This window comes from Mongoliitalea sp., assembly GCF_054166905.1.
Genome location: NZ_JBSZCK010000042.1, coordinates 105,686 through 128,049, shown reverse-complemented (window position 1 = coordinate 128,049; position 22,364 = coordinate 105,686). Strand labels below are relative to the sequence as shown.

At 40.3% G+C, this 22,364-nt stretch carries 17 protein-coding genes; 7 read left to right on the top strand and 10 right to left on the bottom strand.

What is annotated here, in order from left to right; genetic code table 11:
• From ACXIUD_RS17300 to ACXIUD_RS17280, 5 genes are all read left to right on the top strand, one after another.
• The coding region (locus tag ACXIUD_RS17300; protein ID WP_458053901.1) for a hypothetical protein at positions 1 to 730 on the top strand (730 nt) is incomplete at its 5' end.
• Between the two features lie 12 nt (positions 731 to 742).
• Complete coding sequence (locus ACXIUD_RS17295; RefSeq protein WP_458053900.1) at positions 743 to 3,247, top strand: S8 family serine peptidase; 2,505 nt, start codon at positions 743 to 745, stop codon at positions 3,245 to 3,247.
• 254 nt (positions 3,248 to 3,501) lie between these two features.
• On the top strand, positions 3,502 to 4,236 hold the full coding sequence (locus tag ACXIUD_RS17290; protein WP_458053899.1) for an LOG family protein: 735 nt from the start codon (positions 3,502 to 3,504) through the stop codon (positions 4,234 to 4,236).
• A 2-nt stretch (positions 4,237 to 4,238) separates the two neighbouring features.
• Positions 4,239 to 5,180, top strand: a complete 942-nt coding sequence (locus ACXIUD_RS17285) for a lytic transglycosylase domain-containing protein (protein WP_458053898.1) — start codon at positions 4,239 to 4,241, stop codon at positions 5,178 to 5,180.
• Between the two features lie 874 nt (positions 5,181 to 6,054).
• Positions 6,055 to 7,755, top strand: coding sequence for a hypothetical protein (locus ACXIUD_RS17280; RefSeq protein WP_458053897.1), 1,701 nt, complete (start codon positions 6,055 to 6,057; stop codon positions 7,753 to 7,755).
• A 29-nt stretch (positions 7,756 to 7,784) separates the two neighbouring features.
• On the opposite strand, the gene ACXIUD_RS17275 is transcribed toward ACXIUD_RS17280, so the two are convergent.
• The 3 genes from ACXIUD_RS17275 to ACXIUD_RS17265 form a co-directional block, all read right to left on the bottom strand.
• Complete coding sequence (locus ACXIUD_RS17275) at positions 7,785 to 8,885, bottom strand: DUF4221 family protein (RefSeq protein WP_458053896.1); 1,101 nt, start codon at positions 8,883 to 8,885, stop codon at positions 7,785 to 7,787.
• Between the two features lie 392 nt (positions 8,886 to 9,277).
• Positions 9,278 to 10,135 carry a hypothetical protein gene (locus ACXIUD_RS17270; protein WP_458053895.1) on the bottom strand — a complete coding sequence of 286 codons (858 nt, stop codon included), beginning with the start codon at positions 10,133 to 10,135 and terminating at the stop codon, positions 9,278 to 9,280.
• Positions 10,132 to 10,959 (bottom strand): HipA family kinase, encoded by an 828-nt coding sequence (locus ACXIUD_RS17265; RefSeq protein WP_458053894.1) that lies wholly within the window; start codon positions 10,957 to 10,959, stop codon positions 10,132 to 10,134. Before ACXIUD_RS17265 ends, ACXIUD_RS17270 begins: the two co-directional genes overlap by 4 nt.
• 220 nt (positions 10,960 to 11,179) lie before the next feature.
• On the opposite strand from ACXIUD_RS17265, the gene ACXIUD_RS17260 reads away from it, so the two are divergent.
• Entirely contained in the window at positions 11,180 to 12,046 is an 867-nt protein-coding gene (locus tag ACXIUD_RS17260; protein WP_458053893.1) for a hypothetical protein, read from the top strand.
• A gap of 2 nt (positions 12,047 to 12,048) precedes the next feature.
• Here the strand turns inward: ACXIUD_RS17260 and ACXIUD_RS17255 are convergent, their stop codons facing one another.
• The 7 genes from ACXIUD_RS17255 to ACXIUD_RS17225 all read right to left on the bottom strand — a co-directional run bounded on the left by ACXIUD_RS17255 (position 12,049) and on the right by ACXIUD_RS17225 (position 21,199).
• Positions 12,049 to 12,507 (bottom strand): preprotein translocase subunit SecB, encoded by a 459-nt coding sequence (locus ACXIUD_RS17255; protein ID WP_458053892.1) that lies wholly within the window; start codon positions 12,505 to 12,507, stop codon positions 12,049 to 12,051.
• A complete protein-coding gene (locus ACXIUD_RS17250) occupies positions 12,504 to 12,941 on the bottom strand; it encodes a helix-turn-helix domain-containing protein (protein WP_458053891.1) in 438 nt (145 codons plus the stop codon). Before ACXIUD_RS17250 ends, ACXIUD_RS17255 begins: the two co-directional genes overlap by 4 nt.
• Positions 12,938 to 13,291: a hypothetical protein gene (locus ACXIUD_RS17245; RefSeq protein WP_458053890.1), complete on the bottom strand. Its 354-nt coding sequence runs from the start codon at positions 13,289 to 13,291 to the stop codon at positions 12,938 to 12,940. Before ACXIUD_RS17245 ends, ACXIUD_RS17250 begins: the two co-directional genes overlap by 4 nt.
• Positions 13,292 to 13,395: 104 nt before the next feature.
• Positions 13,396 to 14,763: a restriction endonuclease subunit S gene (locus tag ACXIUD_RS17240; RefSeq protein ID WP_458053889.1), complete on the bottom strand. Its 1,368-nt coding sequence runs from the start codon at positions 14,761 to 14,763 to the stop codon at positions 13,396 to 13,398.
• Positions 14,760 to 16,223 carry an N-6 DNA methylase gene (locus ACXIUD_RS17235; protein ID WP_458053888.1) on the bottom strand — a complete coding sequence of 488 codons (1,464 nt, stop codon included), beginning with the start codon at positions 16,221 to 16,223 and terminating at the stop codon, positions 14,760 to 14,762. Before ACXIUD_RS17235 ends, ACXIUD_RS17240 begins: the two co-directional genes overlap by 4 nt.
• Before the next feature lie 9 nt (positions 16,224 to 16,232).
• On the bottom strand, positions 16,233 to 19,466 hold the full coding sequence (gene hsdR, locus ACXIUD_RS17230) for a type I restriction-modification system endonuclease (protein ID WP_458053887.1): 3,234 nt from the start codon (positions 19,464 to 19,466) through the stop codon (positions 16,233 to 16,235).
• Between the two features lie 95 nt (positions 19,467 to 19,561).
• Positions 19,562 to 21,199 (bottom strand): carbon starvation CstA family protein, encoded by a 1,638-nt coding sequence (locus ACXIUD_RS17225; RefSeq protein WP_458053886.1) that lies wholly within the window; start codon positions 21,197 to 21,199, stop codon positions 19,562 to 19,564.
• A 236-nt stretch (positions 21,200 to 21,435) separates the two neighbouring features.
• On the opposite strand from ACXIUD_RS17225, the gene accD reads away from it, so the two are divergent.
• Positions 21,436 to 22,278 (top strand): acetyl-CoA carboxylase, carboxyltransferase subunit beta, encoded by an 843-nt coding sequence (gene accD / locus ACXIUD_RS17220; RefSeq protein ID WP_458053885.1) that lies wholly within the window; start codon positions 21,436 to 21,438, stop codon positions 22,276 to 22,278.
• The last annotated feature ends 86 nt before the right edge of the window (positions 22,279 to 22,364 follow it).

Here is a 22,364-nt window from a genome sequence, read left to right as displayed (position 1 = left end):
GATTTACAGGATTAGGCCTGATGGCAGTGAAAACACTTTTTGGATACCCGGTGGACAAAATCCTGCCTGGAGCCCTGATTCCAAATGGCTTGCTTATTCCCTTGGTGCCCAAATCTGGATCACCGAATTGGAAGGTGACAGATCAGAACAACTGACCTTCGAAGGGAGAAATTTTTTCCCTGATTGGAGTCCTGTTGAATCTAAACTTGTGTATCATCAAACTGTTTGTTCGGGCTTACCTTGTGGGATATGGATGAAGGAACTTGGAAAACCTTCTGAATTTATTATACCATATGGAATGGATGCCAATTTCCATTCTTCTCAAATGCTTTTTATCTATCGAAAAAAATGGGTTGAAAACAATGGGAATGTTTTAGGAGACTCTTTGTTCCATTATAATGTTACGAGTAAAGTCAATAAATTCATCACAACATTGAATTCTCCAGAATTTCTCTCAAACGGAAATTTTAAATTTAATAAATCCAATGATTCATTTCTTTTTTCCTCAATTATAAGTCACCCCCTATCCTCAAACATCTTTTTAAAAAAGAAGGATAATGAAAAGCCACAAATACTAATTCTAAATGCTCATTCGGCAGATTGGTCACCGGATAGTAGTAAAATAGTCTATACCAATTCAAATGTAGGCAACGGTAGACTACATATATTGGATTTGGTCAGTAACCAATCATTCCAACTCACTTTTGAAAATCAATTTTTAACCCCTTAACAATCTAATCCCATGTCAAAACTCATTCAAATCATTCTTTTTTTGGCCCTTTGGACGGGGCTGAATTTTGGTCAAGCTTCCTATGGACAGGAGGCCAATCAACCGGAAAATGAAATACTGGTATTTATTTTACCGGATTCCCTGGAACTGGACCCCTTGGCCAAAACAAGGGTCGATATAGGGAAGGCTGTCATTAAGGCCCAAAGTCTTCTCAATGCGCTAAGGGAAATAAATCCTGCAGGGATATCAAAAGCATTCCCCGAATGGGAAGACGAACGGAAAATTGTCTTCAACGATTATGGTGAGCAGGTCAGAATGCCAGATTTCCATAGGGTTTTCATTCTCTATTTCAACAAAGGACAAGAAATTGACAAGGCCTTGGAAAGATTGCAGAAAGAGCCATCAGTAGTTTTTTCGGAACGTCATACACAAAATGCAGTACTTGACAATGATCCTCAATACCTGAATGGAACACAATGGCACCTTAATAATACCGGGGTAGGCGGGGGAACAGCCGGGGCCGATGTCAATGCAGAAGGTGCATGGGCAGTATTTACAGGAAGTCCTAGTATGAAAATTTCCATTTTTGATACCGGAGTGGAAATCAGCCATACAGAATTCCAAAACAAAGCAACGGGGGATTTAGATGTTTTCGGATCGGGACATGGCACCGGTGTCGCCGGTGTAGCTGCTGCAATAGCAAATAACGGAAATTTAGGCCGAGGCCTAGACTGGAATGCCCAAATACTATCCAAAAGAATTTTTAATCTCACCACCTATCAGGGTGATGCTGTTGTATCACAAAAAGTGACCGAAGCAATTTCAAGTGGTTCACAGATACTGAACCATAGCTGGAGCGGCGAAACCCAAAGCAATACTCTGGCGATGTCTTTTGCCTATGCATATAAGATGAACCGTGTTTCCGTGGCAACTACGGGGAATACGTGGATACAAGAGACAAGATATCCCGGGGCCTATCCCAATGTCATGGCTGTTGGAAACACGACCAATACCGATATGAGGAATGGGTCCTCGACCTTTGGTGACCATATTGATGTGGTGGCACCGGGAACCAACATTTTTACTACAGGGCTAAGTAACGGAAGCCAAACAAATACAGGTACGTCATTTGCGGCCCCTTTGGTCAGTGCCACTGCTTCTCTGTTAAAAGGATTTAGACCCCATTATACCAATGATGATATCATGCAGATCATTCGATTAACAGCAGACAAGGTTCTTGATATGGGAGGTCAAGAATTCACGATTCAGCACGGTCATGGTAGGCTCAATTCAGGAACTGCGCTGGAAATGGCCAGGGACAACGAATTGCAACATTTGACTACATCAGGTGGTACGGTTCATAGCGTTACGGGAAATTATTCGATTATTCTACTGAATGCCCATCCTAACCTTTCTTCCGGCACATATCTGACAAAGAGGCATGAAGTAAGAAAACAAGTTCCCGTTCCAACCACTTTTTGTAATATAGTGGGTATCTGGGGCAGAGGAATTGGTTCCAACGGATGGAACATGAGAAACCCCAATTTCGGAGAAGGGTTTACGGAAGTGGTTCCCGGTTCTTTGACATCTACCCATGTTACCCTTAGGACTTATGTTTATGAACTTTGGACTACTTCCGGCCAGTCATTGGGATATTACCCTGCAAGTCCTTCCAATGCTGTGATGGCTTACAGTGTTTTTGGATTAAATACTCACATTGAGGGAGGAGATTATTTGTGTTCTGCTGGTACTTACAGTCTGAGCGGAATACCCCCTAATGGAGTTTCTGCCACATGGGTAGCAACACCGTCTAATTTATTTACAAGTAATTCAGGATCAGGTGCAGGCACAACAGCTAATCTTACTCCTGCAACTGGTGCCTCCGGCTATGCGACATTAACGTTTAATTTGACAGGGACGTGTGGAACTACTCAGGTAAACAAATCATTCTGGGTTGGAAGGCCTAACACTCCTGGGTCCATTATTGGAAATACCAACCCTTCCACAGGCAGTCTGGCCACCTATATGGTGTCTTCCATGCCCTCCGGTGCCACCTCTATGAGTTGGGTCTTACCTTACTGCTTCGGTTGTTTACAGCCCTGGTCTTTTTGGTCTGGTCAAAACCTCACTCAGATGGTAGCGCAGGTTGGAGATCCTTCGGGATATGTACAAGCCATGGGTAACAATCCTTGTGGCAACGGCGGGGCTTCCCTTCTGTATGTAACCCCTGGCGGTGGAGGATGCAGTTCTTGTCCGATTCAGGTTGTCTATCCAAACCCTGCTTCCGATGAACTCACACTTTCCTTTGTGGATCCTGAGGAGGGCAAAATCATCCAGAAAGAAGTAGAGCCTTATGAGGTCATTCTCTACGATATTCACGGATCAAGGCTATATGATGGAAAGAGTTCAGACCCTGTATTCCGTATGGATGTCAGTCGGCTCAAAAATGGGTTCTATTACCTTCATATCCTAAACAGGAATGGTTTAACCAAGAAGCAGATTAGGGTGGAAAGATAGACATATAAGAGATGAAGATTAAGTGAAAGTCAGTGAAACTTCGGATCGAGAGACTATATGCGAAAAGGAAGACCTACCTAGATAACTAAAAGTGATAAAAAAATTCTTCTTAGCTTTTATTCGGGTTTTTCTTTAATTCAAAAACCTCTAAATTCAAACTTTCAAAAACTAAAATCGTTCAATAATCCGTCAATAGATGGAGCTTTCAACGAATTCAAGGAATTTTTATACATTTGATTTTAAAAAATATATTTATGAGTAGCAGATTTGAGAATTTTGAGGAGAAGAGAGAAGAAAAAATACGTAAAGCGTTCAAAGAGCGTGATTGGAATGAAATCAAGAGTCAGGACTCTTGGGTAATTTTTAAGGTAATCAGCGAATTTGTAGAGGGTTTTGAAAAGCTTGGCAAAATTGGTCCTTGCGTATCGGTATTTGGTTCGGCACGTACGCCAGCAGACCATCCGCATTACCTCATGGCAGAAGAGATTTCGGCTAAATTGGTGCGCCATGGATATGGTGTTATCACTGGTGGTGGCCCAGGTATTATGGAAGCCGCCAATAAGGGTGCCAATTCAGAGAATGGTAAGTCCGTTGGTTTGTGTATCAAGTTACCTTTTGAAGCCAAAGGAAATATCTACATTGACCCGGACAAGATGATCATGTTTGATTACTTCTTTGTGCGAAAAGTGATGTTTACGAAATATTCCCAAGGATTTGTCGTGTTGCCTGGTGGATTCGGAACATTGGATGAATTATTCGAAGCATTGACCTTGATCCAAACCATCAAAATCGGCCGTTTCCCAATCGTATTGGTAGGAAGAGAGTTCTGGGGGGGATTGATTGACTGGATTAAGAAGACCCTTTTGGAAGATTATAAATACATTTCTGAGCCGGATTTGGATTTGTTTTATGTGGTAGATGATGCTACGGAAGCAGTGAAAGTGATTGATGATTTCTATTCCAAGTATTTACTGACGCCAAACTATTAAGCTTGCAGCGTTTTCATCTTATAGTGATTTATTCCTTGATCGCACTACTCGTAGGGGTAGTGCTTTTTCAGTTTAAGCTATTGCAAGAGGCAGTTGATCGATCGCAAGTTACTGTCAATACCAGCGATGGACAGGAAATTCGTATAGAAATTCCACAAAATCGGGTGAAGGTGTTTGCTTTGCCTGAGAAGGTTTCATTTGCAGGGGAAGAGCTTCCGCTCAAGGATCCTGAGGTGCGGGAACGCTTTGAGCGGGAGATCTATGTGAATGCCTATTGGGAGTCCAATGCGATACTGTTGATGAAACGCGCCAATAAATTTCTGCCAACCATTGAAAAGATTTTGAAAGAACAGGGAGTTCCTGAGGACTTCAAATACCTCGCGATGGCTGAATCAGGTTTGCTGAATGTGGTGTCGCCAGCCGGTGCTAGGGGATTTTGGCAGTTTATGGATGCAACAGCCAAAGAGTATAATCTCGAAGTCAGTAAAGATGTAGACGAACGCTATCACCTCGAAAAGGCTACTGTTGCCGCGTGCAGGTATTTGAAAAAGGCTTATGCCAGTTTTGGTAATTGGACTTCTGTGGCTGCGAGTTACAATATGGGGATTTCGGGGCTTTCCAAGCGAAAGAATGAGCAGCGTCACAACAATTATTACGACTTATGGCTCAATGAGGAGACAAGTCGCTACATTTTTAGGATAGTTGCATTTAAAGAGCTTTTTGAAAACCCTGAGCGCTACGGGTTTGAACTTCCCAAGGAGGAGTTGTATGAGTTACCTACATTGAGAGCCTTGCAGGTACAAAATTCCATCCCAAACCTAGCCGATTGGGCGATGAAACACGGAAGCAGTTTCAAGGACCTAAAAATCCACAACCCATGGCTCCGCTCCACCCAACTCAACGTATCCAAAGGCAAGACTTATACGATTCTTTTGCCCGTTTGATGGGGTTTCACGGTATTTTTTTCTGACATAAAATTGGGATTTGGAATCACAACCCACTATTTCCAATTATTTTAACTTTATTTCTTTAACCGCAAAGATGCCAAGGTCACGCAAAGTACCCAAAGTCTTGCCACCAACTCTGCGTCCTCTGCGCTAACCTTTGTGTCCTCTGCGGTTTCATTTGCCACGAACCTGCTTTGAAGAAGTAACAAAAGGGGCGTTAGTCCTGTGGTCTTCGTAGAAATTAAGAACGTTGTGAACTAGAGGGGCGTAGCCCTGATATTTTGAGGGGCTTCCAGGTGATTTTTTTAACACAGATTAGAAATAGGATATTCACAGATTAACACAGATTTTTTTTGCTGACGCAAAATTGGGATGGACACTACCATCCAATATTTCAATCTTATTTCTACTTTATTTCACGTTAAAAAGTTCACGTAACGCTCGCCACGTTTTTCGCAACGAGCGCTAAGTTTTTCTACCAGCTCTGCGTCCTCTGCGCCAACCTTTGTGTCCTCTGCGGTTAGACTTCTGCACTGTAATAGTGAATTTAAACCGTAAAAACGCACTGCTATAGTGCAAAATAATAATTCATTAAAAATGTTCAGCTTCTTCAAAACGCCCCTAATATCTGAATATCGAGAGTTGTGATAAGTCATCCAAGTATCTATAAATATCTATTTCAACCTATTTCCACCTTATTTCCATTTATTTCTACTTTATTTCCATCTTATTTCACCTCAAATAAATTCACGCCACGCCCGCTACGGTTTTCGCAACGAGCGCAAGGTTTTTTGATAGGGCACTTAATATCCTATTATCCAAATATCAATCAATGTCCATTTTTTAGTTATCTTAGAACACTTATTCTTATATGAAGCGTAACCTGCTCATTTTTATCATTTCTTTATTGCTGCTCGTAGGTTTTGCAGCAAGGGGAATTCCTTGGTTGATCAATTGGTATTTGAATAACAATGCCAATAGGATTGTGACCAACATGATTACGCGAACCAATACATTTTATGGCCATGAAATCAGTTTCGGGAAGATTGTGTTGGATTACAATTACTCGGGTACCTACTTGACAATTGATAGTATCCACATCGGTCAATCAGAGGAGCTGGAAGCGGGAAGGACAGTTGTTTTGGCAGATATTCAAAAACTTCAAGTCTCCGGATTTAAGTGGAGGGCTTTTTTGTTGGAAAATAGTATTCAAGTGGATACAGCGTTGTTGCATGGAGTTTCTATCCGATCGTTTACGCCTCCATTGGATTCCCTGATTGCAGCCACCCAATCCCAGCAAGCCGAAAAAAAACCAAAAAGGGATGGTCCAAAAGACTACGAATTGATTCAAGTCGATTTTTTTGATTTGCAAGACCTCTCCATTCGTGCATATAATAATGAAATAGATTCCATACGATTAGCATTGGTAGATTTGGATTTGCGCATCCGTCAATTTCAGCTTACGAAGGAAGATTTGGAAAATCCCAAGTCAATATTTTCTGTAGAGGATATCCATGGAACGATCGAAGGTATCGAGCTTCATTTCGATGATTACCGACAATATGTGGTTGCTAATGCAATTGAGTTGGATACAAGGGAGCAATTTTTCACAATTGGGTATGCAGGTTTACTGCACAAGTTAGGCAAATATGAATACACAGGCTTATTTAATGAGCGAAAGGCCTGGATACAATTGGATTCTCTGGCGCTTGATTTGGAAGGTTTTAATTTCAATAAGTTCTTCAAAGAAAGCATCATTGAAGTCGATACTATGAAAATTAAGGGTTTGATTTTGGAAGCTTTCTTGGATAAAAGGAAAAAAGAAAATCTTCAAAAAAGACCTCAATTGATTCATGCGGTGTTATCCGAACTTTCACAGCCTTTTCATATCGAACATGTGCAGATAGCAGATGGGAAAATCATCATCGAAGAGCGTCCTGATAATGCAGCCCCGAGGTCTGGAAGCCTGTTTTTTTCGGAACTTAATGGTTCTATCCAAAATATCTCCAACATTCCAGAAAAAAGAGGAGACAATCATTGGTTGACTTTGGATGCCAATGCCAAACTCATGGGACAGGGTACTTTAAATGCAGTAATCCGTTATGATTTGGTCCATCCCGATGGACGATTTACCATGAGAGGTACACTCAGAAATCAGCCTTTGACATCATTGAATAATATTATTGAACCTGAAGCCAAAGCTAGTATCCGTTCGGGTTTTGTTCAGCGCTTGGATTTTAATATTGCAGGAAACGAATATGAGGGAACAGGTGATTTGATTGCCCGTTTTGATGATTTGGAACTTCAGTTGCTCAATCAGGATTTTCAAGTCGATAATAATCTATGGAGGAGAATTGGGTCCTTTTTGGCCAATAAGCTAGTTATCCGGGATTCCAACCCCAGTAAAAAAGGAAAGTTGCGAGAAGGTGAGGTCTATTTTCTACGACAACCTCATAAGTCCATTTTTAACTATTGGTGGCAATTGATTTTTTCGGGATTACGCAGCACAATTACAGGTGAGGATGAGGCGAAATTGAAGGAAAAGCAAGTGAAGAAAAAGGATAATAGTTAATGTTAAAATTCGAGAGAATTATTTCATAGTTATAGCCAAATACGTATAAATCCTAGTTCATCCTCTATATTGACATACATCCACAAGGCACCTTCTCTCATAAAATACTTTGGTATTCCTGTTTTGGCGATTTCTGGGATTTCTTGATCTAGTAAATGGTTGAAGTTTTCATCAAAAATTGAAAGGTATAGCATGCTGTTTTTTATTTCTGGAAGTATATACCTTTCCCGTTCTTGATCTCCATATTGAATGGATGCAGCTAATCTCACATAGCGCTCATTCGTCTTATCAAAAACGATTGGCCCATAAGTGATTTGATTCCGATAGTTGCGGAGCGCATTTTTTCGATCTTCTAAAGAATTTATCAAATCACCTTCCGTTGTAGGTGACACCTTAGAAGGGAGAAGAGGAGAGTTGTAATGGGTGGATACCACAGAATCTTTTGCCGGAAATACTATATAAAAATCATTTGAATATTCGTGGGAGACTATAATGTGGTCTTCAATACTTTTAAGATAAATCCTCGGGTCCCACTTGTTGTAGTTACTCAAGTCACCAAGCGTATAGGTTTTATAATTCTCTTGAGGGTCTATGTTGTAGGATTTGATGGTTTCGCTTGAGCTATCCAATTGCCGTAAGGTGACTGAGTTAGCGAAATCATATACAACTATAGCAAAGACTTCTTGTGGGAAGTTTGGATTTGCCACTTGATAAAATACCCGCTCTTCATCCAATATTCCCCCCTTTTCTTTGGGGACAGCATTCCAATCGAATCTGTGTAGCAACTCTCCTTGGAGATTGTAAATTCCGGACCGTTCACCGCCTAGAAAAATTGCGTTCTTGGATATCGCTTGAAGATCAGAAGTCCAAAACCCTGTGCCGTTGGGGCCTTCTTTTTCAAAGGGGACCGTCTTTTCTAATGTTAAGTTGTCGAGATTAATTTGTTCAATTTGATTAGTTCGGTCGTTGAGATTATATAGCATCCCATCGTACTCAGAATAATCCGATGTATACAGGTCGCGTTGTAAAAACAAGATTTCATTTTTGGAGTCGATGAGGACTGTGTCGATGGAATAATTTAAAGCTACTGTTTTTTCTGGAGCAGATTCATTTTTGCAGGAAGAGCACAAGATTGATCCCGCTAAAATGAGATTAACACAAAAGGATTTGTACTTAAAAATAGAATGCATACCTTAAAACTAGGTAAATTCTTAAAAAGGCGGTGGGCGGTTAACTAAAATTAACGAAGACTAGTATTTTTTTTATGCGTCCATCAATTTCTTATTTATAAGTCAGCTGCCTTACTAATGCTGATTTACTCCTCCGCTAAGGCCCAGAACAAAAGCTGGGAAAAGCTATTGGAGTGCTCCATTCCTTGGTAATCCAATAGCTTGAGGTAATTTTCTGAAATCAATCTTAGATTTTCTGTTCCATGAAAATAAAATAAAATATTCCATGGCTTGTTGAAGCATATTCTATTATTGTACGTTTATATCTTGGAGTTTAGATTTTTGGTGATTATTTAGGCACTTGCTAATTCAGATTCAGAAAACTTCCTAAAATCATTACTTTCAATATACTTAATAATACGATCAGTTTTTTCAAATTCAATCATTTCAAAACCTTTGGTGTTATCTTTTCTGGCCATATCCAACAGCCTCTTATTTTCTTTAGACTCAGGAATGTTGAAATAAAGTTCATATTTTCCCAAACCCATACCAAATTTACTTGCCCTAACCGCCAATCCATTTGCTATATATCTAAAAGTTAGTATCGTTTTATCAACTTCACCTTCCTCTTTAGTGAAATCAACGGCTAGACCTGCATAGGGGCTACCATTGATCCCAATAAAGTCTAATTTGTGAGGCGCATAGATTCCTGGGATAATGGAGGGATTAATTGTATACAAAGTGTCAATTTTTTCAAATGCCTCTTTTTTCAGAAAATTTGTCATTTCTCTTCTCATGCTAAATGGGGCATTTACCGATTTTTTTCCTGGATCTGCCCCAACGAAGGATTTGAATGCTTTCAAAAAGGTGTCCTCATCGAGTGGCAAGGCAAATCCTTTAGGTTCACCGATTTTTAAGAGTCCCCTAGAATATTTAGATAAATAATCGATATACTTTTCATTGAGAACCGTCCTTGCAAAAGCAAGCCCATCCCTATCGGTATCCTTTAAAAAAGACTCACCCATTCCTATTAGTGCATGTTCAATATAAGTCATTGAGCTATTGTCCAAAAAGTGTTTGGCCATTTTTAGTTTTTCATAAGAAAAATTAAAGAAGGTATCACGTTCATTAAAAGCCAACAAACCAATAGTAATTACATCACCCGTAAGCGAGTTTAACTTAATAGATATAGGGACAACGAGATTTTTCATTTCTTTTTTTTCAATTCGTGGAACCTTTTTGCTATCAATAACTTGATTAAATTTAATCTGTTTTCATCTAATGTATATTCCAGGACTCTGGTTTTCAAACCTTCACTTACAGTCCAAGAATCTGGTAATGAATCAAATACTAATCCAATTTCATTAGCTAGTTGAATATTGCAGCTAGCAAAGTATTTTTCTACAATTTCATCGATTTTTTGGAAAGATAGGTATTTGAGAACATTTTTCAATAAATAAGCACTGAGTAATTTCTGTCCTAAAACGGGTTCTCCTTTAGGGGTAAACCTTTCTTTCAATGCAGGCCCACCAAATATTTCCGCGTGGTCAATGGCATAATACTTTCTTTCTTCTGTCTGAATCAGCAGATTGTAATTTTCATCGTTTCGATCCGTATTGTTTAAATGAACATCCATTATTGTAATTTTCAACAGGTCCTCTGGATTGACCAACTTAGAAAACTGTTTCACGTTTTTAATATTAAACTTACCAGTTTTGTCTAGGTGGTCATTGGGTCCAATAAACTTTGAGCCAAACAAGATGTCTCCATGTTCTAAAGTATAATTTTTTTGAAAAAAGTTTGGACCTATGGACTCCATATCAAATTCAACCCATGCAATAGCTGGTGTAGCTATTCCAAAATAGTTGGCTAATCGGCTTCCTATCAACTCATAGACTAAAAAATCATGGTCTTGATTATCCAGTTTTGATTTGCAATAATACGTCTCAAAATCATCACATAAAAAGACCATCGGAGCGCTGTTTTGGTATACAAGCTCCTCAACAAATGTAACTGATTTAACTAGTGGAATCATACAAGCAGATCTTTCAATACCTAATAATACAATTTTTTAAGATCAATCCCTTATTAATGAAAAATACAGGGCTTTTATGATGATTAAAATGCTAATTGCTAGGGTTATAACTAATCCGCCTGATACAGTCTGATCATCAGTAAAGACACAGAAGATTTGCTCACACCGATTTTGAATGAATTGAAGTTGATGGTTGATGTTTTTACTAAACTCTAACTATATGCTAAACTGGAGAGAAATACAATCAGAGCTCCCTGAGATTGGACAAATAGTAATCCTATCTAATGAAAAAATTACCGATTCCAGAAAATGGATCTTAGGACAGTTTTTGGAAAGCGATGATAAAACTTCTCATGGATTCTTAATCCAATCAAATAAAATTGTTAAACCAGAAAGCTTTGCTTTTTGGACACCATTTTTAATAAAAGACTTAGGAGTTCCCGGAGACTACAAGGATGAAGAGTTGCCACAATTTCTTTTTGTCTTCAAAGAGATTTTAAAAAGCTATGAACAAAGATTTTTATTGATGTTTCATGTCAGCCAAGTTTCTGGTAAAGGTTTGTTTCATTTGGATTATTATTTGAATGGGGCTTATTCCAGGGCCCTTTCATTAATTGAAGGATTTTTGGTATTGATGGACTCAAAAAACTATTTAGCCGCCTCCCATCTAGTAAGGCCATATTTGGACACCTTCTTTAGGCTGTATGCCGCATGGCTCGTAGAAGACCCTCACGATTTTGCCAACGAGGTAATGAAAGGGAAAAAAGTGGAAGAGTTCTTTCATAAAGAAAACCCAAAACAAGGGCTTAATGACTGGTATTTAAGAAACAAAGCATCTGAAGAATTCCCTTGGATAAAAGAGATTTACATCAATACCTCAGGATATATCCATTTTAGTTCCAAGCATATTTTCAATCCAATAGTAGATGTAGATTTAGAAACCTCAACTGTAGGAACTTATATATCAAAGTATGATTCGAAAACCGTTTCTGATCTACATAGAATTGAAGCGGTATTGGTGATGATAGAGATATCAAATTGTATTTTGGAATATGCATATGGTTGGGCTAGAACCAAAATGGAATAAAATTACTCCTCCTGCTTTCCTTCCCCCGCCTTATCCCTCAATAACTGTGTGATATCAATCGGAGGCAATAAATACCCGCCCATAGGCCCCAAGTTTGTAATTTGATAAATGATGTTCCGGAGATTATTGATCATCATGTTCAGGGTGGAGAATTGGATCAGGTTGTTTTTGAGATTCTCTTCAAGGGCTTGCGGGTTTTGAATACGAAACGTACCGCCTCCTTCTACCATAATTTTATACCCGGGAAGAGATTTTTCAACATCTTCATTGACCTCAATAGTGGTGAAAAGTAGGATTTCATTCGTCTTTTCATTTTCCCGGAGTCTAAAATCAATATCCACTGAATAGGATTGAAATAATTCCTTGACATCAATTTCTGACTCCTTCGGAATTACAAACTCAACATGCGATTCCAATAACTTGAAATCCAATAACTGTAATGGTGAAAATTTAGCTTTCATCCTGCCATCGCTATTACATCCTTATCAGCATGACTTACCGCCATTACAATTTGAGGATTGGTGACTTGATCTTTTAACTTAAGGTATTCTTGGGACTTGGTCCAACGCTGATGGTATGCCATCAACTCCTCAGAAACTCTTTCATTAATCTTTTCCTCTGTCATAACCTTGAACTCCAAACCAAGTTCCATAGACATTTTGGCCAAAATATTCCAGTTGGGTTTTCTATCTCCTCTAAACATTTGAGTGATAAAAGAAGCCGAAGTTCCGATTTTTTGAGCAAGTACTTTCTTACTGATATTTTGCTCCTCCATTTTTTGGTCAACCAATCCTAAAAACTGCATAGCCAATACATTGGCCTTGGAGGCGATGAGATCTTCTTGTGATATACTGTTAAAAAGTGCATCCCATTCTTGTTTGATTGAGTTCGTCATGTTGTTTGGGTTAAATCGTATTCGTATTTCGCAACTCTTCTAATGATACTTTTTTCTGCTGCTGTAAGTTTTTGAGACTTCTTCTTTTCTAGAAGCTCAACACCGATGATTACAAATCGTTCCGTTTCACCATCAGTAAACTGCTGACAGTAAATTCGGGGATTTTTCTTTCCTTTAAACAATTTTATGGCCGTGACATGTTCGCATCCATTTTCAAAATTTTCTTTATCGTAAATATCCCTTGGGGCTCGGTGGTTTAAAATCAACTCTAAAGCAGTATTGAACTTCTTAAGATTAGCAGTATCGGCTTGCAAAAAAGCCATTATTTCCTTGGAATTATCTTTATCCAAGTAAAAGGCCTTTTTGCCATTTTCCGAAATCTTTATTAGTTCTGCTTTTCTTTTCACGTCAAAATTAAGCAATAGGTTAATTTTTTACAAACCGTTTAAATAATTTACTCGATTCCATACCTTTCTTTACCCTCCGCCGCCATCAACCCTTCTCTCTCCACCACCTCATACCTCTTTACTTCCTGCTCCACCAACTCCCCCCGAAATGCCTTCGCCAAAATCGCCTGTGGCAACTGATCAATCTTGGCTTTCAAAGAGGCATATTTGGATTCGATTTTGTCGGCAAGGTTGAATAGCATCTCTATTCTATCAATTATTGCTCTTTGATTTTCAACACTAGTTAAGGGAATTCTCAATGATTTGATTTCGGTGGTATTTATGTTATTGACCCCACTGGTTGACCTAGAAGTTTCTACTATTTGACTCCTTAAAAAATTGCTTTTCAATATGTAGTTAAGAAATTTTGGAAGTAAATCATCTACAGATCTTAATCTTACTAAATATCCTGCATAAGCAAAATCTATTTCTTTTTCTTGGATAATTGCAGATTGTCCAACAAGTGATACACTACCATTTGATCTAATAATTAGAATATCTCCTTCTCTTAGCTTCAATTTTTCATATTCTTTCTCGTCTAATTTGGAATATTTCATATTTGAAATTGAAATTACTCCTTTGTCTACATCAATATTTGGAATTCTTAAAATTGGCACACCTTCAACTTTATATTCTGATTTCTTTGAAGTCCCATATTTTATATCTTCAAGATATTCGCCCAAAGGAACAATTTTCATTTTCTCCTTCGTCAACTCCCCCGTCACCGCTTGGGTCAGGACCTGCTGACGGAAGTTTTTCAGCAAGGCTGGTATCCAGTCCAACTTCTCCCGTACCCAATCCAAATGCCCAAACAAGGTATCCAATTTGGCTACGATCCGCTGCTGTTCGGGAAGGGACGGGTATGGAATTTGAATTTTTTCAAATTCCTTGTATTTCAAGTTTCTTAAATTATTACTTCCTCCTTGGTATTCTACTATTTTTCCAGTTATGTAAAAGAAAGATAGATAATAATTTAAAAAAGAAGCGTTTATCAATTTTTGATTAGCCCGAAGTAGTCTAAGGAAATTCGTTCCAATTTTTGGAAGGTCGCTATTCTGGGAGAGTGTATCCTCATCAATTAGAATAACTCTACCTACTGGCTGATCAGGCCCTCCTCCACTAATTTCAATTAATATATCTCCCTCAATCAGGTTTCTTTTTTTCAAACTATTCTGTTTGATAACCCTAATTGAGGCAGTACTGCCTTTGTCTTTTCTCCAGTTTTTAATTTCACTTCCCCTTATTACTGCTACTGGGATATAATCCTCATCAGAGATATCATTTGGATCTTTGCCCCAATCTCCTCCAATCACAAAGCTTAAAAGGTCTTTAAGTGAATTGGAACTCCATCCTTTCGGTAACTTTTCCTCCATCATCCTAACAACCCAATTATCTGGTCCAACTCTTTTTTAATGGCATCCAATTCCGCGGCTGCCTGCTTCGCAATGTCCAAGGGCTGGCCCAAGTCTGAATTTTTGCTGATGTTTTCATCTTCAATCAGGCCAATGTCCAAGGAATCGTTTTTGGCAGCGATCTGCTCCCGGGTAAAGACCTGCCATCTGGGGTCTTGAATGGCTTGACGCTTGGCATCGTCTATGCTGCCATCGTAGCTGTCTTTCACGGCTTCCAGTCCCATTCCTCCAGTATAAGCTTTTACAAAATCCGCAAAGGCATCTCTGGTAAAAGGGGTGCGCTTCCCATAACTCGGGGCATTGGTACGCATATCGTAAATCCATACCCGCTGGGTATTGTCGGTTTCTTTTTTGCCTCGGGTAAAGAACAGCACATTGGTCTTCACACCTGCTGCATAGAAAATTCCTGTTGGCAAGCGTAGCACGGTATGCAGGTCGCATTTTTCCATCAAGTCACGGCGGATTTTCTGACCATCGTTATCTTCAAAGAGTACGTTATCAGGCAGTACCACTGCTGCCCTTGCCGTACCCGTATCCCTTCTCAGGGAGCGGTAGATATGCATCAGGAAGTTGAGCTGCTTGTTGGACGTGTTGATGGTAAAGTCATCTCGAGTGGGGCGCTCTCCGCCCTGCTTGGTACCGAAGGGGGGATTGGCAAGAACCCCATCGTAGTTTTTAAAACTTTTCCCCAATTCGGTCAAGGTATCTCCCATAGCGATTGGGCTTTCCAAGCCATGCAGCTTGGCATTCATCAAAGCCAGTCTATGGGCATCCTGTACGAGTTCGCAGCCTGAAAAGGCCTCGTGAATCTGGAAATTCCGCTCTGTTTGACTGAGAGCGTAGTAATCGTCATACTTGCGCTTAAGGTATTCATCCGCCGCGATCATAAAACCAAAAGTTCCTGCTGCCGGGTCATTCCATCGCTCTCCGATTTTGGGAGCGAGCAATTCCACCATCACATTGATCAAAGGTCTTGGGGTAAAATACTGCCCTGCACCGCTCTTTTTCTCTCCCGCATTTTTTTCCAACAATTCCTCATAGATACTGGCGATCTTATCTTGCTCCTCATCCTCAAACCAGTCGATCTGATCGATATTGGTGATCAGCGTACGCAGGTTGACAGGCTTACGAAGGGTGGTGGAGGCATTGGTATAGATTTCTGTAATGGCGGCATTGGTGGATAGTGTGCCCAAATTAGCAAGCAAGTCCCTGTAGGTATCAAAAAGCTCCTTGTTATCCTTGATGGATTTCAGGTTGGTCCATCGGTACTTTTCGGGAATGTCCTGATCGAACTTTTTCACCTCAGACAATCTCAGGAAGAGAATGTACGTCAGTTCATTCAAATACTGGTGATAGGTCACTCCGTCATCACGAAGTACGTTACATAAATCCCACAGTTTCTTGGCTATTTGTTCAGCACTCATAATACTTGCTTAAGCGTATAAATTTTGGTTGATTTGGGCGATCACTTCCTCCAGTTGCTCCTCAAAAATCCTATTGAGTCGTTCGAACCCTCCGGCTTCATCAAAGGGATCTTCGTCCAAGTCTTCTTTTCGAAGAACTGTTTCCTTAAGCAGTTGCTTTTCAAAACGGTCTATCCATTTGAGCTGGGTTTTGTTCCAAGTTTTCATCCCTCGGATGCTGTCTACGGATTTTTTGACCCGATCTTCATGGCTGATCAGCGAACTCCCCAGAGAAAGTGTGCGAATGTAGGAAATGATATCCGCTGCAATATCTTCATTTTTGGCAGCTTTCCATGCTGCATTGAGGGTAGGGGCATTGTAGCCTTCCTGATCCAATGCCAGCATCAGTTCCTTCAAAGCCTTGCGATCCAATTCGGTAGGACGACTACAGACGATCTTCAAAGCTTCAATTTTATTTTGATTTTCTTGGATAAAGAGCGCGAAGTTGTCCAGGTAATCTTCGGGCTTTTTGGCTTTACCATAGCCCCGCTCGATTCCCAAGAATTTATCCTCATGTTCAGATACCAAGGGTAAACTCACATCGGCTTTCAGTTCATCGAGAAACTTCCACAGACTGGAGACCTCCATGATTTTTTCAACAGCAGCGGGTGTTTCCAGATTTCTCAGGGCCTCGATAAATGCATCAGGTTCCGCTCCTTTGGTATTGTAGGCAAACTTTTCCTCGTATTCCCCTTCGATGTATTTCTTCTTCCGTTGTATCTTGGCAACCAATTGATCCACTTGCCTCTTCGCCCGTTCACCCTGCGTGATGTCTTTCAATTCTTCCACCAATTGTTGAAAGCTGACTTTGGGATTGGCTACCACGGGTTTCATTTGGGTAAAGTCCTCCAAAGTTTCGTAAATCTTCACCGCATCATAAATCTTAAATACTTCCTTGCCGATTTCATCACAGCGGCGGGTGGCACGGCCAAGCATTTGTTCGTAGAGGATTCTGGATTTGATTCTTCGGATAAAGACCAAGTTGCAGATAGCCGGCACATCGATCCCTGTGGTCAGCAGGTCAACTGTTACAGCAATATTGGGATACTTTTCATTTTTGAAGCGCTTCAATTGTTCTTTAGGATCATGTGTACGTCCTGTAATCTTTTTTATAGCATCATCGCCCACCTCCACACCAATAGCCGCAAATTCTTCTTTCAGGTATTGTACCACCATATCGGCATGTTCATCGGTCGCGGCAAAAACCAAGGTTTTCTCCTCTCCATCGGGGTCTAATTCCTGTACCAAATATTGGATAACGGTTCGGTTAAAACCCTCCGTGATAACTTTTCTATTGAATCCAGCAATGTCGATTTTCAGTTCGTCTTCCAGGGTTTCCAATTCCACGATTTGGTTATTCTCTCGATCCAAAGCTTTAGGTTTGGCGCCTTTTTCCCAAGTAATCCCTTCTTCACCCAGTTCAGTTTTGATGATGTATGGCGGTTCGTGGTCTATCAAATAGCCATCGATCACCGCCTCCCGATAGGAGTAGGTATAGACCGCAGGGCCAAAAATCTCCGTGGTATGCAATGCCGGCGTGGCGGTCAGCCCGATGGCAAAGGCGTCAAAGTAATCCAAAACCATGCGGTATTTGCTTACATAATCCCGCTGATCCTTGAAATCCAATTCTTCCTCGTCCATTTCCCGATCCATCAAGTATCCTCTATGCGCTTCATCGATGATGATGCAATCGTATTGGTCTACAGGTGGCACTTGGTTTTCTTCGCTGTAAAATACTCGCTTGACCATTCCCTGCACGGTCGCAAAATGGAGACGGGTATCGAGTTCAGGCATCTTCTCGCCCAATTCTTTGATTCCATAGATTTCAGCAAAAGTATTGAGGCCAATGATTTTGTTGTCTTTGAAGGCATTCATAGCCTGCTCCGCAAGCAATGTCCGATCTACTAGAAACAGGATTCTTTGAAAGCGATTAGACTGAATCAGGCGGTAACAGAGACCGATGATGGTTCGGGTTTTACCTGTTCCCGTAGCCATGGTAATCAAAGACCTGGAGCGATGTGGTTCGTTTAACAAGACTTTTTCCAGTTCCTGAATGGCCTGAACCTGATATTTTCTCAACCATAAGCCCGTTGCACTTTCCAAAAAGTCCACCGTCTCGCTTTTCAATTTTTCTTCGGAGGCTTGCAGGTCTTTTTCTAACAACTTGACCAAACCCTCTGGACTGTACCAGCCTTGCAGGGCTTTGGATCGCCCGTGGGTATTTCTCACATCCAAGAACCAAACCCCGCTTTTGGTTTTGATCTGTTCCAGGTAAGGTCTTCCATTGGTAGAAAATAAAAAAGGTACCTTGTAACCCTGCCATTCTCCCAAGAGCGCTGCCTCGTGTTTGGTCTCTACCAATTCCGCATAGATTTTGGATTGGCTCAAGTCAGTGGAAATATCGGCTGCATATTTCTTGGCCTCAACAATTCCATACAGGTCAAAGCCTATGAATAATGCGTAATCGGCCCATTTGCTGCCACAGGGCCATTCGGCAATGGCTAGATTCTTGCCTCGTTGAGGCAGGGATTTGTTCTTTTTGAAATTGAGCTGTTGCGTATCTACTTCCCAACCCGCAGCTCGGAGTTGCTCGTCTATCAGCAAGCGTGTTTCCGCCTCTGACATTTCTATCTTTCGGGCAGCTTTCTGTGAGCGGGTCTGGATTTCCTGCTGTTTTTCTTTTGGAAGTTCTGATATGCTTCTTTCATTGAGCAGTTTCTCAAACTTCACTTGCAAGTCCGCATATTCCTGTTCCAGTACATGCAATGCATGTCTCGCATCCTTATTTTCCGGCAAGTGAAACTTCACGGTACTCAGGTCATCATTTTCATCGGAATAGGTTTGGTAAAACCACTTCGCGATTTTGAAAGTGGAAAAAAGCAAACCTTTGGCATCTTCTAAGGATCCTTTGTTATCATGAACAGCTTTATTCCCTTTATGCTTAATGGTATGCAGGAGGTCTTTTACTTGGGAGGGCAGTACATTTTCATACTCCAAAGTCTTCAATCTGCCGTGAAAGGAATTGTCGTAAGGAAAGTCCAGGTGATGCAATTCAAAAAGCAATTCGCTAACCCTTTCACCGAATTGTCGCAACTTCCACAAGCTAGTTACTGGATCCTGATAGAGGTTGAATTCAGCCGATTGCCCGATATTATAAAGAATTGGAAATTCAGATGCTAGGTATGAAAAATTGGATGTTTGCATGAATATTTAATAGCTCCCAGTTTTAAAAAGATGAGATTAAGAAACCTAAGATATTCAATCTACTTTACTTTTCTAGTTTTACAAGCGCTAAATATCTAGGACACCACGTTTTCTTTTGGCTCCAACTCCTTCTTCAAACTCCTCGATGCCAAGGTAATCAAGGCTAGCGATAGTATAAATAAGAGGCTGGCAATAATTGCCAATACATATACTTCTGCTTGGAAATTCTTCCAAGCAAACAATCCCAAAGATGTCAGTGTGACCGTAAACATAAAAAACATGGGAATGGTCACAAAGGTGGCATTCACTTTTTGGCGGATGAGCCATACGGCGATGGTTAACAAGGCCAATGCCGCAAGCAATTGATTAGCAGAGCCAAAAATCGGCCATAAGGTGGTAAAGCTACCCGAAGCCAATAGCATCACAGAAAGCACAACCACAATTGAGGTTGAGAGATATCTGTTTTGGGAGATTTTCAAGGCTGTTGGACTTTTGATATCATCAAAATACTCCTGCAAGGTAAAGCGTGCCAATCGGGTACAAGTATCTAAAGTAGTCAATGCAAAGGCAGAAACGGTCAGGGCTACAAAGCCAACAGCAAAACTCTCCGAAATACCCATGGAGGCGATCATGGCTCCCAATCCACTGGCAAAAAGAGGTACAGGGCCTTCTTGACCCAATCGCTCTAGGTATTCAGATCTGCTTAAGACGATTACGGCTCCCACAGATATGATAGCAAGAAATGATTCGATCAACATGCCTCCAAAGCCAACAACCTTAGCATCACTTTCTTTGTCTAATTGCTTGGATGTAGTGCCTGAGGCAACCAAGGAATGAAAACCTGAAATAGCCCCACATGCAATAGTCACAAACAATACCGGGAACAAGTAACCCAAATTATCTGCTGTGATGTATACCTCTGTACTCATAGTAATCTCAGGATTGGCGATGAATACACCCACGACAGCGGCTAGAATCAATCCATACAACAAAAAGCTATTCAAATAATCTCTCGGTTGAAGCAACATGGATACGGGAGCTACGGATGCGACAAATGCGTAAGCTAGTAAGATATAAACCCATGTTTGGTACCCCAACTCAAATGGCAACTGCATGCCCAAATACACAAAATAATACATCAGTAACACTCCTATTACGGAGATTAGGATAAATGCTTTTTTGCTATCGCCAACGAGTTTATTGACTAATCCAAAACTGACAGCTAATAAAATAAATAGAATTGAGGCGGAAGCTACTCCAGGATTATTGACAAAAGTCTTGGCGATAATATCTGCGAATACTCCTATAATTAATATGAGTGTGGAGAAACTGAACAGAATAAATAACTGCTTGCCTTTTTTACCAATATTGTTCTGAATAATCACCCCAATCGATTTTCCTTGATTGCGTAGGGATGCGGCCAAACTACCCAAATCATGGACGGCCCCAAAGAAAATTCCACCTACCAAAATCCAAATAACCGCCGGTACCCATCCAAACGTAACCGCAATGATAGGGCCTACGATTGGACCTGCTCCTGCTATGGACGCAAAATGATGCCCTAATACTACAACTGGTTTGCTTGGAACATAATCTATCCCATCTTCATAGGTGTGGGCAGGAGATGGCCTTTCATCAGTGAGTTTAAATTTTTTGTACACATACTTGCCATAAGTGAAGTATGCAATCAAAAGTATAATTCCTGATACGACTAACAAGGTGCTGAGCGCCATAGTAAAGGGTGGGGTTGATTGACAGCTAAAATTCAGAAATTATATTTCAAAAATCCACTTTGGATACACTTTCTTTTATTTTCCAATGAAACTTTAATTTTCCAAGAAATCCATCTTTTTTGAAGGTTCTGCGTTGGACGATTTGTATCCATATTTTAGGGTGAATTTTATTTAATGGAATATACCTTTAAATTTGTAGTCCCTGAAGTGGAAATTTCAGCCCAAAAAAAGAAATTATGGCTTGGTTTAAAAGAACAGATAAAGGCATCAAGACTTCTACGGAAGATAAAAAAGATGCTCCTGATGGACTTTGGTTTAAAACTCCTCAAGGCAACATCATCCATACACGTGAACTCAAAAACAATTCTTATGTGTGTCCAGATGATGATTTTCATGTAAAAATCGGATCCAAAGAATACTTTGAGATACTTTTTGATAACAATAAGTTCACGGAGTTGGACAAGAATATGAAGTCAGGCGACCCTTTGAAGTTCGTAGATACTAAACCCTACAGAGCACGAGTGGAGGCAAGTATACAAAAATCCGAACTCAACGATGCTGTACGGACTGCCTATGGCAAAATGAACGGCTTGGATCTAGTGGTAGCCTGTATGGATTTTGGCTTTATTGGAGGTTCAATGGGTTCAGTAGTAGGAGAAAAGATTGCTAGAGCGATTGACTATTCCTTAAAAAATAAAATCCCTTTTTTGATGATCTCCAAATCAGGGGGTGCCCGTATGATGGAGGCTGGATTTAGCTTAATGCAGATGGCTAAAACATCCGCAAAATTGGCGCTTTTGGATAAAGCAGGCATTCCTTACATCTCTTTATTAACTGATCCTACTACGGGAGGTGTGACAGCATCTTATGCTATGTTGGGGGATTTTAATATTGCTGAACCAGAAGCATTAATCGGTTTTGCAGGACCACGTGTGATCCGTGAGACTATAGGTAAAGATTTACCAAAAGGATTTCAAAGTTCAGAGTTTGTTCTAGAGCATGGATTCTTGGATTTCATCATCGATAGAAGGCAGTTGAAAAACAGATTGACAACTTTGCTCAATTTACTCAACAATTAATCAGGATATCCGTTAAGACTTTAAAATCCATAAAAACACAAATTTAACCTTGAAAAGGTCGTTTTAATGGATTTAGTAAATATATT

Excerpts from the sequence above, each read along its gene's own strand:
- ACXIUD_RS17295 (WP_458053900.1), top strand. The coding sequence starts at position 743 with ATGTCAAAACTCATTCAAATCATTCTTTTTTTGGCCCTTTGGACGGGG.
- ACXIUD_RS17290 (WP_458053899.1), top strand. The coding sequence starts at position 3,502 with ATGAGTAGCAGATTTGAGAATTTTGAGGAGAAGAGAGAAGAAAAAATA.
- ACXIUD_RS17280 (WP_458053897.1), top strand. The coding sequence starts at position 6,055 with ATGAAGCGTAACCTGCTCATTTTTATCATTTCTTTATTGCTGCTCGTA.
- ACXIUD_RS17270 (WP_458053895.1), bottom strand. The coding sequence starts at position 10,135 with ATGAAAAATCTCGTTGTCCCTATATCTATTAAGTTAAACTCGCTTACG.
- ACXIUD_RS17265 (WP_458053894.1), bottom strand. The coding sequence starts at position 10,959 with ATGATTCCACTAGTTAAATCAGTTACATTTGTTGAGGAGCTTGTATAC.
- ACXIUD_RS17260 (WP_458053893.1), top strand. The coding sequence starts at position 11,180 with ATGCTAAACTGGAGAGAAATACAATCAGAGCTCCCTGAGATTGGACAA.
- ACXIUD_RS17255 (WP_458053892.1), bottom strand. The coding sequence starts at position 12,507 with ATGAAAGCTAAATTTTCACCATTACAGTTATTGGATTTCAAGTTATTG.
- ACXIUD_RS17250 (WP_458053891.1), bottom strand. The coding sequence starts at position 12,941 with ATGACGAACTCAATCAAACAAGAATGGGATGCACTTTTTAACAGTATA.
- ACXIUD_RS17240 (WP_458053889.1), bottom strand. The coding sequence starts at position 14,763 with ATGATGGAGGAAAAGTTACCGAAAGGATGGAGTTCCAATTCACTTAAA.
- ACXIUD_RS17235 (WP_458053888.1), bottom strand. The coding sequence starts at position 16,223 with ATGAGTGCTGAACAAATAGCCAAGAAACTGTGGGATTTATGTAACGTA.
- hsdR (WP_458053887.1), bottom strand. The coding sequence starts at position 19,466 with ATGCAAACATCCAATTTTTCATACCTAGCATCTGAATTTCCAATTCTT.
- ACXIUD_RS17225 (WP_458053886.1), bottom strand. The coding sequence starts at position 21,199 with ATGGCGCTCAGCACCTTGTTAGTCGTATCAGGAATTATACTTTTGATT.
- accD (WP_458053885.1), top strand. The coding sequence starts at position 21,436 with ATGGCTTGGTTTAAAAGAACAGATAAAGGCATCAAGACTTCTACGGAA.